The organism is Sporolactobacillus terrae, from assembly GCF_019930545.1.
Classification (GTDB): domain Bacteria; phylum Bacillota; class Bacilli; order Bacillales; family Sporolactobacillaceae; genus Sporolactobacillus; species Sporolactobacillus terrae.
The window spans coordinates 2507774-2523087 of record NZ_CP082837.1 but is presented as its reverse complement, the minus strand read 5'-3'; the positions used below and the strand labels follow the sequence as shown (position 1 = coordinate 2523087).

Below are 15314 nucleotides of genomic sequence, written 5' to 3'. Positions count from 1 at the left end.
CTGTCTAACGATTAGTCAAACGCCTTTGCCTCTTTAGGCAGTGCATGCACGTGATTCAAATAGTTAGTGACGTTCCGGTCATCGGCTTTGGCGTACTCATAGCCGAAATGATCTGCCACATGCTGCGCAAGTCGTCGAAAAAGTGCGCGCATGCGAAAAAGAGCTTGCCAGATGTGCTCTGAATCTGCATCCGGGTATGTGCTTAGATAGTCTTGCCAAACGTCTGCTTCGACATAGCGAGGCAAGTATTTGCCACATTTGCCTGCACTCACAGTAAAATCAGTGCGTACGCCTGCATGCCAAGAGAGCATGCGTACCATCATATCACGGACCGGGTTCTCAAGCATCGCTTTGGCATAAGGCATTTCGCCGCGCCATAACCCCTTAGCTACATAGGGTGCTACCCAGCAAAATTCATTACAACAATCGGCGAACTGCTGTTTGCTCGGTGGCGCGATGTGGTAATTCCGGTCGTATGAAGGTGGTACGGCATTAAATTGCCCATCCTTATCAAGCAGGATGACGCTCAGACTGTCGCCATTCACATAATCGTTGGCTTGTTCCGGAGTCATCAGCGTCAAATCGATTCGGTTGCCATCCTTAAAGAGCATTAAGTAGGTGAAGTGCTGATCGGATAATGCTGGCGTTCCGCAGCCGATGTCCGTCAGATCGGGCATCTGCAGGATGATGCGTTCACCAAAGACGTCGATCCATCGATGGTCAGACGTGAACGCGGATACTTTGCGTGTGACGTAAACGATATCGTAATCTTGAAAACAATCACGAGGCGCATCCGGATTTGCCCGTGAGCCGTTTAGGATGACCGCGCGAATGCGTTCATCATTGATTGCCTGGTCCAGAATCCGTTGGTTCATTTGTTGTTCTGTTCGCATTTTATTTCCTCCATTTATTGTAATGGTGAAAAAATCGCAGATGGGCGGAGGTGACTCAGAACGGGTCTAATGCCGGTTTAATGATTTCATTGTATTGTCCTTTCTGTATGAAAAACCGTTTCGTGATCTTCGTTTAAAAGAATGACAGAGGATCGATTGGCTGCGCTTCGCTGTAGGGGTGTAAAACGCTTTTCTTGATTCACACAATGCATTTCTGACTGATTATTAAGATTATTATACGTGAATTAGGCTAGCCGTGGAAATAATTAAGCCCCCGTGCACAGGAGCACGAGGGCAGAACGTATCCAAGTTATTCAAATAAATGCTGAGCGAAATACTCATTTTTCTTAATGCCGGCAGGGATGGCAAACAGTCCTGTGGCGATGTGATCGGTATATTCATTGAGCGCATCGCTTTTACCAAGCAAACGCAGCATTGGAATGAAGCTGTCTTGGGGTTTATTTTGATAGGAAATGAATAAAAGCCCCGCGTCTAAATTTCCGGTTTGCGGCTGGATGCCGTTCGTGTATGAATAGGCGCGCCGGTAAATCTGTTTTCCCGTTCCATGTGCCAGTCGAACATGCGCATCTGCTGGCATCTTGTTCATAATGACCGGATCTTTTTCATGCCTCTGTCCGAATGGTGCGCCGGAATTTTTCTTTCGTCCGAAAACATTTTCTTGATCGCTGTACGAATCCCGATCCCAAGTTTCAATGATCATTTTAATCTTACGGTAGCCAAGATAGGTTCCGCCACGCATCCACTGCGGTTCATCGCTGCCTGTCCAGATGACGTTCTTCTGGTCCTCAGAATCAGCGACGTTCGCCGTTCCGTCTTTGAAGCCAAATAGATTCCTTGGAGTTTGGCCCTTTGGCGCATTGAGAAAGCCCGACTCCATCCAGCGAATGTTCGCTGTGCCAAGTGCTTCTTTGATCAGATTGCGCAAGGCATGAAAGGCCACTTGCTGTACATCGGCACAGACCTGAACACAAAGATCTCCGTTTGAAATAGCAGGATCCAGCGTTTCATGGGCGATATGCGGCATCGCTGTGAGCTGTTTCGGCATGTGGGCTGCGACCCCAAAGCGGTCTTTCCCATCCTTGGTGAAGAAAGAATGACCAAGTCCAAAGGTGATCGTTAGATTTGCCGCGCCGAGATCGCGCGCCTCATTCGTGTCGTTTGGCGGCAGCTCTTTATTGTCGCTGTTGACTTCGCGTTTGCCTTGCGTCAGCGTGGCAGCCAAGCGTGTCCAAGTGATGAATAGTGCCATGATTTTGGCTGCATCATGTACCGATGGATCAATGTCGAATGCGGCGAGATAACCGTAGTTTTGATGGGCAGTTGTGATGCCGGCCTGATGATTTCCGAAGAATGGGACGGTGGATTGATTTGCGGCATTCGCTTCACCGTTTTTATTGCCAAGCAGTTCAAGTACAGTACCGAAGCCGCTTGCGCCAAGCGCGATGCCTCCGCCGGCGAGTGCCGTCATTTTCAACATATCCCGTCTTGAGTACTCTTTTTGCTCATTTGGAGTGCTCAGATCATCTTTGGCCATGAGGGATCAACCCTTTCTGTTTAGAATATTTTTGCTGTCTGGGCCATCAGCTTGGATAGCTTGCTCAATTCATTGCTGATTTCTCGGATCTGTTCTTTGTTCAGTTTCGTATAGTCTTCGTATTCGGTATCTGATTTTTTGTATTTCAGCATTTGTTTGTCAAACGCTTGAAATTGCTTGTCGATTTGGTTTGCCAGATCTTTATGGCCTTGAATCAGCGCCGGAATGGCAGCCTGATAAACGGCTTTTGAACCGTCAACATTTGCTTGAAGATCGACGAGATCTGTATGTGAGTAGCGCTCTTCTTCACCGGTAATCTTGCTGGTTGCGGCTTCTTCAAGCAGTTCCATTGCCCCGGCGACCATCGCTTTTGGTGTCAGCTTGAACGATTTTGCTTTCTTTTGCAGACTGAGCACATCGGCCATGAGCTTATCGGCATACTTTTCTTGGCCTTTCAGACTGTTCTTCTCCCACAACGCGCGTTCAATTTCATGAAAGCCACTCCAGTCGGATTCGGTCTCTACGTCATTGATCCGTGCGTCGATTGCCGGATCAAGGTCTCCGAAACTTTCAGCGATTGGTTCGGCCCGTTCGTAGTAGATACGCGGCAATGTATAGCGTTTCTTCGCTTTTTCAACGTCTCCGTCTTTAACTGCCTGGACGAAAGGTTTGGTTGTTTTGACAAGCTGATCAATCTGTTCATCAGCATACTTCAAGTAATCATCAACGGCCTGATCCATTTGCTTGGACGGTTTTGCTTTGGTTTCTTTTGCTGCAAGCAGATCGCTGAGCTGGTCGGTCAAGGCCCTGCTGTTTTCTTTAACTTGTGCTGCATTGGGATTTTCCAAATTTGATTGCGCATAAATCGGTTGCTGATAGCGTTCAATTTTTGCGTATTGGAGCGGGAAACGGTCACGGACACCATTTTCATAGGAAAGCCACTGAGTGTTTAGTTGTTTGCCGTATTTTTTAATGGCGGCGGTATCGTTTTTTTCTAACGCTGCTTGAAGATTCTTGTTGATTTGCTGCATCTTTTTCGTCCCCTGTTTAACTGGATCTGCGGTTGTTTGTGCTGATTTTTCACCATCGGATTTCTGCGCACTGCTGCAAGCGGAGATGGGGAGGAGCATCAGTGCAGCTAAAAGGATAAACATGATTTTCTTTTGATTTGTCATGAGAAGTTAAGCCTCCTTGGCTTGTTTGCTGTTTGTATGAAATACGTTCATCAACCATCTTTTTGAAAGAACGATGACGAAAATAACAAGGCATATCGCCTGCGGCACAATGCTGTACCAGGATGGGAAGATGCTCAGACTGTTTACGGAAGGCAAACGATCGGACACCGAGGAAGGCAATACGCCGGCCATTTGCAAACTGTGGATGCCTGAACCCATAAATTTGAAACCTAAGTAAAAGACCACAAAACTTGAGATCATAAAGAATGGACGAAGCGGCAGCAGAACGCCAAGCTTCAGCATGAGCACACCGATCACGATTAGAAAACCGAAGCCAATGGCGATCCCGAGAATCAACGTTGATGCCGGCATGCGTCCGGCCATTCCAATAAGAAAAATGACGGTTTCCATGCCCTCACGCAGCACAGCGATGAAGGCAAGCAGCGCAAACGAGATCATTTTGCGCTTGCTGATTGCTTGAGCCGTTTGCGACTTAATGAACGCATTCCAGCGTTGGATATCAGCATTGCGGTGCAGCCAGTAGCCGACATAGAGTAGCATCAGACTGGCAATGACGCCCGACCAGCCGTTGATCAGCGAATTGTTGTTGCCGAAGGAAGCGACTGAAAGTAGGAACGAAACCAGTGCGCCGACAGCTAGACAGACAACGATGGCAAGCGTTGTACCGCTCCAGATCCACAGCTTAGCAGGCGTTGAATCGGCTTTGCGCGCAAACGTCAGCAATGCGCCGATGACGAGCAGAGCCTCAAGTCCTTCGCGAATCGGAATGAGTGCGGCATCCCACATCCCGTAATTCGCTGAGGCGAGTGGTTTAAGGCTCGTGATCATCTCGTCAATCAGTGGCTGCGCTTTTGAATGCGTTTTCGGATTTGCCAGGTAAGCATCCATCATGACGAGATTTTTCTCCGACTCGGTATAGATACTCTGTGATTGACTGACCACATCCCCTTCTACAGAAAGCCAGTCCTGTTGCAACTGTTTGACCTGGGTGGCTGCGGTGACCCAATCCTTTTGCTCCAAAGCGTGTTTGGCGTTCTCAAGCTCCGTTATGTAAGAACCTAGGGATTGGTGCGTCGAACTTTTGACGCCGCCATATAACCCGCTTTGGTAATCCTGAAGCGTCTGCCTGAGCGTGCTGAGACTTTTGATTGACTGTTTGCGATTGCCGTTAAGCAGATCTAGTGAAGCGGAACTGATGTCCTGACTTAATTGAATGGAGACATCGAGCGAGCTTTTAGATACCGCTGTTTTGTGCTGCTGCCACCACGTTTTAAATGATGAATAAGGCGCATCCGCCGATTGACCTTTTTGAAGGGCGGTGATCGCCTGATTCAAGTCTTTCAGTGCAGGAGAGACATCCACTGCCTTTGCCGCATGTGCAGGAAAAGGATGGAGAAGGCTGAGCAAAAGCAACACGATCATGATTGCGCCGATGCTATGGCGCCGATTCATATACAAACACCTCCGTATTGGAAATGATAATCATTTTCAACTAAGCATTTATAGTTTAGTAGCCTTACATAAAGGTGTCAATAAAAATTTTAAAAAGTGAATAAATAATGTGATGAATGTTATAGATAAAACAATAATTTTGTTAGGGTGAGCGTGAGAGACGAGCAACATCACATGAAGAATGGGCTAGAAATGGTAGAAAATAAGAAAAACCGGGTAAAATACGCCCGGTCCTTCATTTTCAGCTATGTGTGGCGGGTTCATGTCTTTTCAGTGCTGAATCGTCGCTTCGGTTATTCGCTTGCCGCGGGTGCACCACGAGTCTCCCCAGACAGGCAGAAATCTGCGGGGCTCGTTGGCACGCATCAATAAAGCGCGATCCCGCAGGCGTCAGAGTACCTTCGCTCGGATTCTCGGTCAAGATACGGGTCTATGGGTTTGAAGACGAGGCAAAACCTTATCCTGCGAGCAAAGACGGATAGGGAATGAGCAAGAAGAGATCGGGGATGTGTAACGGTGGATCACCTATTGGAAAACTTGGCTTTGCCAAGCCTCTGGCGAAGGCAAAGTCGCCGTCGCGACGGCCATGGACGGCCTAGTGTTCGGTGAGCCGCAGGACGCGGCGTTCTACCGAAAATCTTTTATTTTTTATACTTTCTTACCAGTGTGAAAAAAGCGCCGCTTGCCTGCGGCGCCTCATTTCCGGACGAAGCCTTCTTCCGTTAAATATTCCACCGCTTCTTTATAGGTTCGGAACGTTCCGTCGAGTAAATCTCCAGCATAGACGTTCCACAATGCATTGTCGTAGACAATTTCCAGTTCGCTCCGGCCGCTTGGCGTCACCCAAAGTTCGTGATCGTTGCCGTTCGCGGTTTCTCTTTTATAGAGGCCTTCAGGCGACAGCGCAAAAATGGCTTTTTTCAGTAATTCTCGGAGCTCCTCTTCAGAGAAATCGCGGATGTTGACCATACCTTTGGCATCAGCATCGTAGCCATCAATTCCTTTGGCGTATACATAGCCGTTGCCGTTCGGATGCAGATGATAGACGACGTTTTTCTTGTCTGTCGCACTACCATTGTATTGGAAATTCAGCCTTCCCAGTGAGACTTTCTTTTGTTCAAGTTCGCTAAAGGATTCAATAATCGCAAGCTTTTGATTGAAATCAAGTAACAAAGATGCGTTCAACTCCATTTTCTCGTTTTGTCGGTTTATTATAGCATACCCAGCTTCAGTAAAGGAACGCGGGAATATTTACGCTTTGCGTGCGGGTCTAACCCAACCGGGAATTGACAGAAACAAATCATCACTGTACTATTTTACTAATACAATGATGTGTTAGAGGGATGCTTATGAATGGTAATAGAGCTAAACGGAAGAAAATAAAGCGTCATTTTAGAAAACTGGGGATTTCATTGCTGTTTCAAGGGGGATTATTATGGGCCGTGGTGATTGCATTTATGGTTGTTCAAATCTTCCCGGCGCTGTTTCTCACCCCTGACCTGACGGAACAACAGATGGAGAAACAATTCATTAATCCCCTGCAGGAAAGCGGCTGGCCGATGATTCTTGCGGTGGTGATCGCTTTTATCCCGCTCCTGATCTATCGAAAGAAGCTGTTTTGGACGCATGATTTAACAACTGTTGGAAAAAGGATGAATCGTCGCATCGTTTTTATCGGGTTTGTGTTTGTTCTCGGACTTAATATGATTTTCATGCTGATCATGTATCCGGTCGAAGGACTGCTGCATCTTTTCGGTTATACGGCAGAGCCGTCTGAAGAAATTCTGGAAGGGTCGAAGACAATCAGTATGTTTGTCTATACTTGCTTGATTGCACCGATCTTTGAAGAATTTATTTATCGCGGCGCTGTTTTGCGCAGCCTAGAACGCTTTGGCTCATTTTTTGCGATTACGGGTTCGGCGCTGCTGTTCGGCATGATGCACGGCAATATTATTCAACTGCCGGTCGCCTTTGGAACCGGCATAGTTCTTGGCTATTTGGCAAAGACCTATTCCATTTGGTTGACCATACTCATACACAGTTTGAACAACTTGCTGAGCGAAGCGATCAGTGCGGTACACTCTGAGGTATTATCAGCCATCCTGAATAGCGGGTTACTTGTTGCGGTCTTCCTGGTTCTTGGCGTTTTTCTCTATAAAAATAGAAATGCTATTCGAAGCTGGCTGCATGCTGCGTGGGAAAAGCGTCCGGAAAAGAAATTGTGGTTGTACTTTTTTACCTCCATTCCCATAATCCTCTTGCTTCTGTTCAATGGCGTGGCGATTCTGCTCGGTATTGAAAAATTATAAGCACGTTCTAAGGTGAATTGACAAAACGGGATGTCTAGTGTATTATTTAACTAATACGGTAATATAAATAAACGGGGGATATACATGAAAACGGTTTGGTTTACATTGTTCAAAAAGGAATTGAGGCTCGGCTGGATGGCTTTCGTGATCTTTTTGATCCTGCAGCTGCTGCTCATGGCTCTGGGCGTATTCTTGAACTTTCGCTACGGCGATGACGGAAATGTCGCACCGATGGTTATCGGTGTCATGCTGACCATTCTGTTGTTGTTCTATGTTCCGGTATACCTGCTTTTTACGGTCATTCAGGAGCGGAAAACGTTTCATATCTGGATGCAGAATCCGCTGCCCGGATGGTCAATGCTCCTTGCAAAATTGTCTGGAGCGTTGGTTTACTTTATCGGCACTACGGCGATTGTCGGCACCTACACATGGGTAAGTCTGATGAGAATCACCGAGATGCCGCAGGAATTATCTCTCTTTCGAATCACCATGCTTGCTGTGCTGATCTTGATTTGGAGCGGCATCGGCGGCGGGATCACCTTTCTTTTCCTTTGGATGGTTCAGCGCACGATGCGGTCGCGCATTGGAAAATGGGCTTGGATCGTCTTGATTGTCGGCATCGTGGTTTACTCCATTATTGATGGGAAATTTATCGAATCCGGAGCATTCGCGTTTCTAACCGATTGGGGCCCGATTCAAAATGTTTCAGTGCTGCACTTTGTAATGCCGGACGGCGCACCGACAACGCTGAGCACAGATTTTGCAACGGCTGATCCAATTGGTCTGACGGTGGGCGATATTGTCCTTGATCTGGTGAAAACGGTGATTATGTTTATTCTGGCTGCTTGGCTAACCGATCATAAGCTGGAGGCATCATAAGTGTATGAATAACGAATGTGACAGCAAGGAGGAGAACGCGCATGGCCCAGCCATTTAACCCGTCTGTTCCGATCTATTTACAATTGTGCGAGCGTATTAAAAACAGGATTATCCGCGGTGAAATTGGAATAGGTGAACGTTTGCCTTCCGTTCGAGAGTTGGCTATTGACGCGGCAGTAAATCCGAATACCGTGCAGCGTGCGTACCGAGAACTTGAAGAAACGGGCATCGTTGAGAAAAAACGTGGACAGGGGACCTTTGTAACGGAGAAACCTGCCGTACTGCAGCGCATGCGCGAGGAATTGAAAACCAGCCATATCAAGCTGTTTGTGTCTGAGATGCGTGAAATGGGTTACTCAGAACGGGAAATGCTGGATGGATTGAAAGACTTTTTAACGGATAAGGAGGAAAAGGAATGATTCAGTTAGAAGGCGTATCGAAGCGCTATTTAACGAAAAAAGCGTTGAAAGACGTCAGCCTGCAAATCGAACCAGGCCAGATTACCGGGCTGATCGGCTCAAATGGCAGCGGCAAGTCAACAACGTTGAAGCTGATCGCCGGATTGCTCCGACCCACACATGGCACTGTGCTCATTGATGGTGAGACGGCCAATCGAAGAATCTGTCGAAAGGTCGCCTATTTGTCTGAGTTGGACAGTTATTATTCATTTCTTACGGTCTTGGAAACCGTTGACTTTTATGCGCGTACCTTCAGTGATTTTAATCGCGTGAAAGCTGAAGAGATGCTCGATTTCATGAAGTTGGATCGTATGCAGAAGGTCAAGCATCTCTCAAAAGGCAATCGCGGCCGTTTGAAAATTGTTGTGACGCTTGCCCGCGAGGTGCCGTTTCTTTTGATGGATGAGCCGCTTTCCGGACTGGACCCAATGGTGCGCAGCTCAATTATTAAGGGCTTGATTTCATTCGTTGATTTGGAAAAACAGACGGTGATCATCACAACGCATGAATTGCAGGAAATCGAACCACTCTTGGATTCGGTCATTCTGATTAAAAACGGAGTGATTCTTGATCAGAAGCGTGTTGAAGCGATTCGTCGCAATGAGAAGTTAAGTCTGAGTGATTGGATGGTGGAAAAGTATGGCGAATAATGCCGCAGAAAAGAAACCGGCCGTACGCTTGGAACATGTGAGTAAACGTATTGGCGGGAAAACGATTATTGATGATTTAAGCTTTGAGATCTACAGCGGTGAAGTCTTCGGATTTCTTGGTCCCAACGGTGCAGGGAAAACGACGACCATTCGTATGATCGTTGGCTTGATGAGAATGTCCCAGGGAAACATTTACATACAGGGCCACAGCATCAATGGCGAATTTAAAAAAGCAATCCGTCAGGTCGGCGCGATTGTTGAGAATCCGGAAATGTACAAATTCCTAACCGGGTACCAGAACCTCATTCACTATGCGCGCATGATCCCGGGAATTAGCAAAGACCGGATTATGGAAGTGGTCAAATTGGTTGAACTTCAGGATCGTATTCATGAAAAAGTGAAGCGCTATTCGCTCGGAATGCGTCAGCGCCTCGGTGTCGCTCAAGCGCTGCTGCATCACCCATCTGTGCTGATTCTTGATGAACCAACGAACGGACTTGATCCGCAAGGTATTCATGATTTGCGCAACTATTTGCATGAATTGTCGCGCAAAGAAAACGTGGCGGTGATTGTTTCCAGCCACCTGCTTTCCGAAATGCAGCTGATGTGCGATCGCATTGGCATTCTGCAAAAAGGAAAACTTGTCGGCGTTGAAAAAGTCAATGAATTCATTGAAAAAGGTGCGGCAAAAGTACGGATTCAGGTTGATGATGGTCGCCTAGCCGCGCAAGCGATCAAAGAGAAGCTGGCGATTGAAACCGAACGGATTGACGAGACAACGATCGAACTGCCGGTGGAACATGAAAAAATTCCGGTCGTCGTCGATACATTGGTGCTTTCAAAAATAAGGATTTATGGTGTAGCCGCTGTTGCAAAATCACTGGAAGACAGATTCCTGGAAGTTACAGGGGGGAAGAGCGTTGAGTAATTTTTTTGGACTGCTGCAAAATGAAAACATGAAAATTTATCGCCGAACATCGGCGAAAGTCATGATTATCATTCTTTTAGGGCTGATTTTAACCGCCGGTCTCATTATTAAATTAAACAGTCCCGAGCCAAAGAATGATCACAATTGGAAACAGATGCTGGTTCAAGACAATAAGAACATGGAAAAACAAATGGCATCGGTAAAAGGGAACAAACAGGCCACCGATTACTTTAAGAAAACAATCAAGATGAATGAGTACCGGATCGATCATAATCTAAAACCGGCGCAAGGCGAAACGTTGTGGAGCTTTGTTCAAGGCGCGGGCAGCAACCTGATTATTGTGATCAGCATTTTCACCATTATCGTCGTGTCCACCTCGATTGCCAGCGAATTCGACACGGGGACGATTAAATTGCTGCTGATTCGTCCGATCTATCGCACGGAAATTCTTCTGTCGAAATATATTTCTACTTTATTGTTCACCGTTGTTTGTCTGATCACGTTGTTTATCGCCTCATGGCTTGTGGGCGGGATCTTCTTCGGCTTTGGCGGTGCGGGTGAGGCCCATCTGGTGTATGACCATGGCACGGTCTACCAATCGAGTTGGACGCTCGCCGTTTGGAAGGACTACCTGCTCAATTGCGTCTCACTCTTCATGATGGTGACGTTCGCAGGACTGATCGCCGCCGCATTCCGAAACGGAGGACTTGCGATTGGCCTATCGATCTTTACCTTGATGGCTTCCTCAATTGTCGTTAGTCTGCTTGCCAAATATGACTGGGTAAAATATGTGCTGTTTGCCAATACCGATCTGACGCAGTATACGACCGGATCGCCGTTGCGCGACGACATGACCCTCGGCTTTTCACTCGCAGTTCTCGTCGTTTATTACATCATTTTCGTTTTGGTCGGCTGGCTTTTCTACACACGCCGCGATATTAAAGCATAAACAATACCTGAAAGAGGGCGTTCCAAAGTCACTCGTTGACTTTGAGACGCCTTTTTCACGGGAAAAGAAAGTATAAGATTTTGCCCTGTCTTCAAACCAATAGCCCAGTGTTTTGGCCAAGAATCAAAGCGCAGAGCGAGACGCCTGCGGGATCGTGCTTAGTTGATGCGTGCCAGCGAGCAGTTGGAGCGGCGCGAATTACAAAAAATTTTTCACAGTCGCGGATCGCAATGAAGACTAAGTTCATAATTAACCTGTAGACTAAAGGTGATCAAGAAAGACAGGTCTAAGAATCAAGGAGGATGACGAACATGAAGCATATCTTTTCATTCAAAGTGTATGCTGCCGCCTTCCATGTCAAACAGATGATTCGCTTTTACAAGTATTGCGAAAAACTAGGTCAAGATGTATACATTTATGGAAAAAATCAGGTGAAACAAGTCCACAAGATGTCCGATTGGCTAACACTTCTGATTGATAATTTGTCAAAGGGCGATGAGTGTCTTGTTGTGGTTGAAGGAAGTCGCGCAGGTCAGCTAAGAAAATCTTTTTCCTTCGCTTAATTGAATGGAGATGAAATAAGCAGCTTGGTTCTCTTTGGAAACCAAGCTGCTTATTTTTTAGGCATGAATGACTACTTTGGTGTTGTATGGGATATGCTCGTACACCCATTTGGCGTCGGGAACGGTGAGATGAATGCATCCGTGTGAATCTTTTTTACCTAGGTTTGCTGCATCGGCCGGCAGCACCTGTTTGTTTTGGTTCATTGGGACACTGTGAAAGAGAAATTCGCCGTGGTTTTTCCAGGATACCCAGTATTTTGCGCCTTCTTTGTATTTCGGGGAGTAGAACCATTTTCCGCGTTCCGCCTGGATGTAGTAGGTTCCGGTCGGTGTTGTTGTATCCGGACTGCTATCAAGACCGGTTGATGCCTGCATGGTGTACAAGGTGCGGCTACCGCTTTTGATGTACACTTTTTGTTTCTTGATCGCCACATCGATCCAAAGTGGCTCATTTTTTCCGATGACCGGATAACTGCCGCCGGACGGTTTATTCCAAGAGACAGGCCGCGCTTTTGAAGATGATGCCGGCGTTTTCTCCTTGCTACTGATCGTGTGGCTGGTTTGGTTTTGCTCCGCTTGACGACCGGAAAAGCTGTGCGGCGAAAGTAACGGCAAAAAAGCGGTGATGCCCATCGCTGCAATAAGGGCAAACACAATGCAAACTTTATAGAAAACGTTCATGATTATCCTACCTTCATAACCTGGATAAAGATTTTCTTCCCTTTATTGTTCGACTGTCAGTACACCAATTTTGGGACTTTGTTACATGAAGTCGAACGCTTTTTCATTCCGACGAATCATTCGCTCGTAGTAGCTGCCAAAGGCAAGGGATTCTTCAGGCGACAAAGATGATGAAGATTGAACGGTTCCCAAGCTTTGCAGGCTGCACAGGCACGCATGAACGAGTCCCTGAACGGTTAATGGACACCCGCTGATTTCTTCCAAGGATGCCATAACCTTCGGGTCAATGTCGGGATAGGCAAAATGTGTCGCCTCCCCTTGCAGCGCTTGCGTATAAAAGGAACGAATCAGTTGCGCGCGCTGCGAACCGCTGCCGCAGACGCAGAGATAGATTTGTACGGCGACCCCTTGCTTGACACGGCGCTGCGAAATGCCGGCAAACTTGCGCCCGCTCGAGCTCAGGTCATAGCGGCCGGGGCAGTAGGACCGGTTGATTTCGCCACAGTTGAAGACGATGTCCAGCGGCGCCAGCATTTTCTTCATAAATGCTGTCATGGCTTCAAACCCATCATCGATCGTCGATGCCCCATCCTTTTCCGGAAAAATCAAAGAGAGATTGAGCACGCCTTGATCAAGAACAACGGCAAGTCCGCCTGAATTGCGTACGATGAAGTTGAATCCGTGGGCCCGCAGTACATCAAGCCCTGCACGCAGATGGGGCAGTCGGGTATCTTGTATACCGAGCATCACCGTTTGATGGTGAACCCAGAGCCGGGCAGTGCATGGCGACTGACCACTTCCGACCGATTGGCAGATGGCGTCATCAATCGCAAACGACTGTCTGCCGTCAAAGCCTCTGCCTAAGCTGCTTTGATCGATCACACGCCACACGGGCTGATTGAGCAGCGACATGGGAATGCCTCCTTTTTTCGTCGATTGATCTACTCCTATTATAGCAAGTGATCGGTTTGTTTTCGAAACATACGTCGGTAGCGGTGCTTCGCGTTGCAGCAGCAGATGAGGGATGCGCTATAATTATGGGAGAAAGTGAGGTTGAGAGAGCGATGAATCGTGTTGCACAGACCGAAAGTTATCTGAAAGAAAAGTTCAAGAGCGAGAGCAGCGGCCATGACTGGGCGCATTTGTACCGTGTGTATCGGACGAGCCTGCAAATCTTGGCGGGTGAAGCGCCGCATCAAGCAGATAAACAAATTGTTTCTTTAGGCGCGCTTCTGCATGATATCGCCGACTGGAAATTCCATCACGGTGATGAATCGGTCGGTCCGCGCGCCGCCGCAACCTGGCTGAAATCATTGCATACGGACGAGCCGACCATTCAAGCCGTGTGCACCATAATCAGCGAGCTTTCGTTTAAAGGGGCCGGTGTGCAGACCCCAATGTCAACCCTTGAAGGGAAGATTGTCCAAGATGCGGACCGGCTGGATGCGCTAGGCGCGGTTGGAATTGCACGTGCTTTTGCTTATGGCGGATTTAAGCATCGAATGATGTTTGATCCGGGAGCGCCGCCGCATCTGCATCAGACGGCGGAGCAGTACAAGGCGCAGCAGTCAACAACCGTCAACCATTTCTTCGAAAAGTTACTGCTCCTTCGGGATCGTATGAATACAGAAACAGCTCGAAAACTGGCTGAAGAACGGCATCGCTTTATGGTCGATTTCTTAGACCGTTTTTTAAAGGAGTCCCATGCGGACGAATCGGTGCATCTGCGTCTGCTGCGGACTTTTTGTCAAACCGAGAATGATTCGTGAATGCGCGAAATAAACAGCCGGCGGATCATGAAGGAAAACGTGTTCATTTATGGGCCCAAGTGTGCCGACAATCACTTCATATCCACGAAGGATAGGCTAAACTGTATAGAAATTCAATGGCTGCAGAAAGCCGATGAAGCGTTTTGTGTTTGGATCGAGGCGTGATCATGGCTTATCCATGACTCGGCAGTTAGGGTAAGAAATAGGAATGAGAGAGGGGGCCGTGTGAATGATCCGACAGCTTACCGAGAAAGACAGAGACCTAGTCATGCGCTTTGCTGGCGATCGACCGGCAGAGAATCTATTTATATTTGGGGATATTGAAGCATATGGTCTAGAGGGCGAATGTGTTACCCTGTGGGGGGACTTTGACGGCCAAGGAGCTTTGCGCAGCATTCTGCTCCGTTATCTTGGCAATTTTATTCCCTATGCACGAGATGCCAAACTGCTTGACGGCAAGATATGGGCGGACGTGATTACGCGCTGCAGCGTACTAACTTGCCTGTCCGGCCTGCAAAATCTAGTGCAAAAAATACTTCCTTACATGAGTAAGCCCGTACAAAAGGAACAGCTCTGTTATTACGCAGCGCGAGATCTTGGCGCACCTCTTGATAAATCAACGGCACGTAAAGATGTGAAAATGCTCTTTCCTGAAGAAGCAGAAAAAATTATTGCGCTGCGTCAGACGATTTTCTCTAATCATGCGGAGACGCCGGCAACCCTCCAGAAGAATATGGATCAAGGGATTTCCAGAACGTTCTACATTGAACGGAATAATGAACCCGTCAGCAGTGTATCAACCACAGCCGAGACAGCCGGAGCGGCGATGATTGTCGGTGTTTGTACGAAAAAAGGATATGAGCACCAAGGGTTTGCAACCAGTTGTCTGATTAAGACGATCAGCGCGCTGCAAGCCGAGCATAAACGCCCCTGTTTGTTTTATGATCATCCGGTCGCCGCACGTATCTACGAAAAACTCAACTTTATTCCAATAGGAAAATGGATGATCGAACGTTATTAAAGGATATAAGA

16 protein-coding genes are annotated in these 15314 nt (G+C 47.5%); 9 read left to right on the top strand and 7 right to left on the bottom strand.

Annotated elements, in window-relative coordinates:
• Positions 1 to 11: 11 nt before the first annotated feature.
• From K7399_RS12110 to K7399_RS12090, 5 genes are all read right to left on the bottom strand, one after another.
• Entirely contained in the window at positions 12 to 893 is an 882-nt protein-coding gene (locus tag K7399_RS12110; protein WP_028976147.1) for an aminoglycoside 6-adenylyltransferase, read from the bottom strand.
• Positions 894 to 1203: 310 nt separating this feature from the next.
• Positions 1204 to 2448: an iron uptake transporter deferrochelatase/peroxidase subunit gene (gene efeB / locus K7399_RS12105; protein WP_028976146.1), complete on the bottom strand. Its 1245-nt coding sequence runs from the start codon at positions 2446 to 2448 to the stop codon at positions 1204 to 1206.
• A gap of 20 nt (positions 2449 to 2468) precedes the next feature.
• Complete coding sequence (gene efeO, locus K7399_RS12100; RefSeq protein ID WP_037562929.1) at positions 2469 to 3623, bottom strand: iron uptake system protein EfeO; 1155 nt, start codon at positions 3621 to 3623, stop codon at positions 2469 to 2471.
• 6 nt (positions 3624 to 3629) lie between these two features.
• Positions 3630 to 5096, bottom strand: a complete 1467-nt coding sequence (locus tag K7399_RS12095; RefSeq protein WP_051575195.1) for an FTR1 family iron permease — start codon at positions 5094 to 5096, stop codon at positions 3630 to 3632.
• Positions 5097 to 5792: 696 nt separating this feature from the next.
• Complete coding sequence (locus K7399_RS12090) at positions 5793 to 6287, bottom strand: hypothetical protein (protein WP_028976144.1); 495 nt, start codon at positions 6285 to 6287, stop codon at positions 5793 to 5795.
• 158 nt (positions 6288 to 6445) lie between these two features.
• On the opposite strand from K7399_RS12090, the gene K7399_RS12085 reads away from it, so the two are divergent.
• From K7399_RS12085 to K7399_RS12055, 7 genes are all read left to right on the top strand, one after another.
• Complete coding sequence (locus K7399_RS12085; protein WP_051575196.1) at positions 6446 to 7405, top strand: CPBP family intramembrane glutamic endopeptidase; 960 nt, start codon at positions 6446 to 6448, stop codon at positions 7403 to 7405.
• Positions 7406 to 7489: 84 nt separating this feature from the next.
• Entirely contained in the window at positions 7490 to 8284 is a 795-nt protein-coding gene (locus tag K7399_RS12080; RefSeq protein ID WP_037562927.1) for a hypothetical protein, read from the top strand.
• 41 nt (positions 8285 to 8325) lie between these two features.
• Positions 8326 to 8703, top strand: a complete 378-nt coding sequence (locus tag K7399_RS12075; RefSeq protein WP_028976141.1) for a GntR family transcriptional regulator — start codon at positions 8326 to 8328, stop codon at positions 8701 to 8703.
• Positions 8700 to 9392: an ABC transporter ATP-binding protein gene (locus tag K7399_RS12070; protein ID WP_028976140.1), complete on the top strand. Its 693-nt coding sequence runs from the start codon at positions 8700 to 8702 to the stop codon at positions 9390 to 9392. Before K7399_RS12075 ends, K7399_RS12070 begins: the two co-directional genes overlap by 4 nt.
• A complete protein-coding gene (locus K7399_RS12065; RefSeq protein ID WP_028976139.1) occupies positions 9382 to 10320 on the top strand; it encodes an ABC transporter ATP-binding protein in 939 nt (312 codons plus the stop codon). The genes K7399_RS12070 and K7399_RS12065 overlap by 11 nt, the downstream gene beginning before the upstream one ends.
• The gene (locus K7399_RS12060; RefSeq protein WP_028976138.1) at positions 10313 to 11269 is read left to right on the top strand and encodes an ABC transporter permease; all 957 of its coding nucleotides are present in this window, start codon (positions 10313 to 10315) and stop codon (positions 11267 to 11269) included. The genes K7399_RS12065 and K7399_RS12060 overlap by 8 nt, the downstream gene beginning before the upstream one ends.
• 311 nt (positions 11270 to 11580) lie before the next feature.
• Positions 11581 to 11832: a hypothetical protein gene (locus tag K7399_RS12055; protein WP_051577803.1), complete on the top strand. Its 252-nt coding sequence runs from the start codon at positions 11581 to 11583 to the stop codon at positions 11830 to 11832.
• Positions 11833 to 11889: 57 nt separating this feature from the next.
• Here K7399_RS12055 and K7399_RS12050 read toward each other — a convergent pair whose 3' ends face one another.
• Both K7399_RS12050 and K7399_RS12045 read right to left on the bottom strand, forming a co-directional pair.
• The gene (locus K7399_RS12050) at positions 11890 to 12513 is read right to left on the bottom strand and encodes a L,D-transpeptidase (RefSeq protein ID WP_223362308.1); all 624 of its coding nucleotides are present in this window, start codon (positions 12511 to 12513) and stop codon (positions 11890 to 11892) included.
• 81 nt (positions 12514 to 12594) lie between these two features.
• A complete protein-coding gene (locus K7399_RS12045) occupies positions 12595 to 13425 on the bottom strand; it encodes a lipoate--protein ligase family protein (RefSeq protein ID WP_028976136.1) in 831 nt (276 codons plus the stop codon).
• A 152-nt stretch (positions 13426 to 13577) separates the two neighbouring features.
• Here K7399_RS12045 and K7399_RS12040 point away from each other — a divergent pair, with 152 nt between their 5' ends.
• Together K7399_RS12040 and K7399_RS12035 are read left to right on the top strand one after the other, a co-directional pair.
• Entirely contained in the window at positions 13578 to 14282 is a 705-nt protein-coding gene (locus K7399_RS12040; RefSeq protein ID WP_028976135.1) for an HD domain-containing protein, read from the top strand.
• A gap of 229 nt (positions 14283 to 14511) precedes the next feature.
• The gene (locus tag K7399_RS12035; protein WP_028976134.1) at positions 14512 to 15303 is read left to right on the top strand and encodes a GNAT family N-acetyltransferase; all 792 of its coding nucleotides are present in this window, start codon (positions 14512 to 14514) and stop codon (positions 15301 to 15303) included.
• The last annotated feature ends 11 nt before the right edge of the window (positions 15304 to 15314 follow it).

Coding starts and splice junctions, on each gene's coding strand:
- K7399_RS12110 (WP_028976147.1), bottom strand. CDS start 893: ATGCGAACAGAACAACAAATGAACCAACGGATTCTGGACCAGGCAATC.
- efeB (WP_028976146.1), bottom strand. CDS start 2,448: ATGGCCAAAGATGATCTGAGCACTCCAAATGAGCAAAAAGAGTACTCA.
- efeO (WP_037562929.1), bottom strand. CDS start 3,623: ATGACAAATCAAAAGAAAATCATGTTTATCCTTTTAGCTGCACTGATG.
- K7399_RS12095 (WP_051575195.1), bottom strand. CDS start 5,096: ATGAATCGGCGCCATAGCATCGGCGCAATCATGATCGTGTTGCTTTTG.
- K7399_RS12090 (WP_028976144.1), bottom strand. CDS start 6,287: ATGGAGTTGAACGCATCTTTGTTACTTGATTTCAATCAAAAGCTTGCG.
- K7399_RS12085 (WP_051575196.1), top strand. CDS start 6,446: ATGAATGGTAATAGAGCTAAACGGAAGAAAATAAAGCGTCATTTTAGA.
- K7399_RS12080 (WP_037562927.1), top strand. CDS start 7,490: ATGAAAACGGTTTGGTTTACATTGTTCAAAAAGGAATTGAGGCTCGGC.
- K7399_RS12075 (WP_028976141.1), top strand. CDS start 8,326: ATGGCCCAGCCATTTAACCCGTCTGTTCCGATCTATTTACAATTGTGC.
- K7399_RS12070 (WP_028976140.1), top strand. CDS start 8,700: ATGATTCAGTTAGAAGGCGTATCGAAGCGCTATTTAACGAAAAAAGCG.
- K7399_RS12065 (WP_028976139.1), top strand. CDS start 9,382: ATGGCGAATAATGCCGCAGAAAAGAAACCGGCCGTACGCTTGGAACAT.
- K7399_RS12055 (WP_051577803.1), top strand. CDS start 11,581: ATGAAGCATATCTTTTCATTCAAAGTGTATGCTGCCGCCTTCCATGTC.
- K7399_RS12050 (WP_223362308.1), bottom strand. CDS start 12,513: ATGAACGTTTTCTATAAAGTTTGCATTGTGTTTGCCCTTATTGCAGCG.
- K7399_RS12045 (WP_028976136.1), bottom strand. CDS start 13,425: ATGTCGCTGCTCAATCAGCCCGTGTGGCGTGTGATCGATCAAAGCAGC.
- K7399_RS12040 (WP_028976135.1), top strand. CDS start 13,578: ATGAATCGTGTTGCACAGACCGAAAGTTATCTGAAAGAAAAGTTCAAG.
- K7399_RS12035 (WP_028976134.1), top strand. CDS start 14,512: ATGATCCGACAGCTTACCGAGAAAGACAGAGACCTAGTCATGCGCTTT.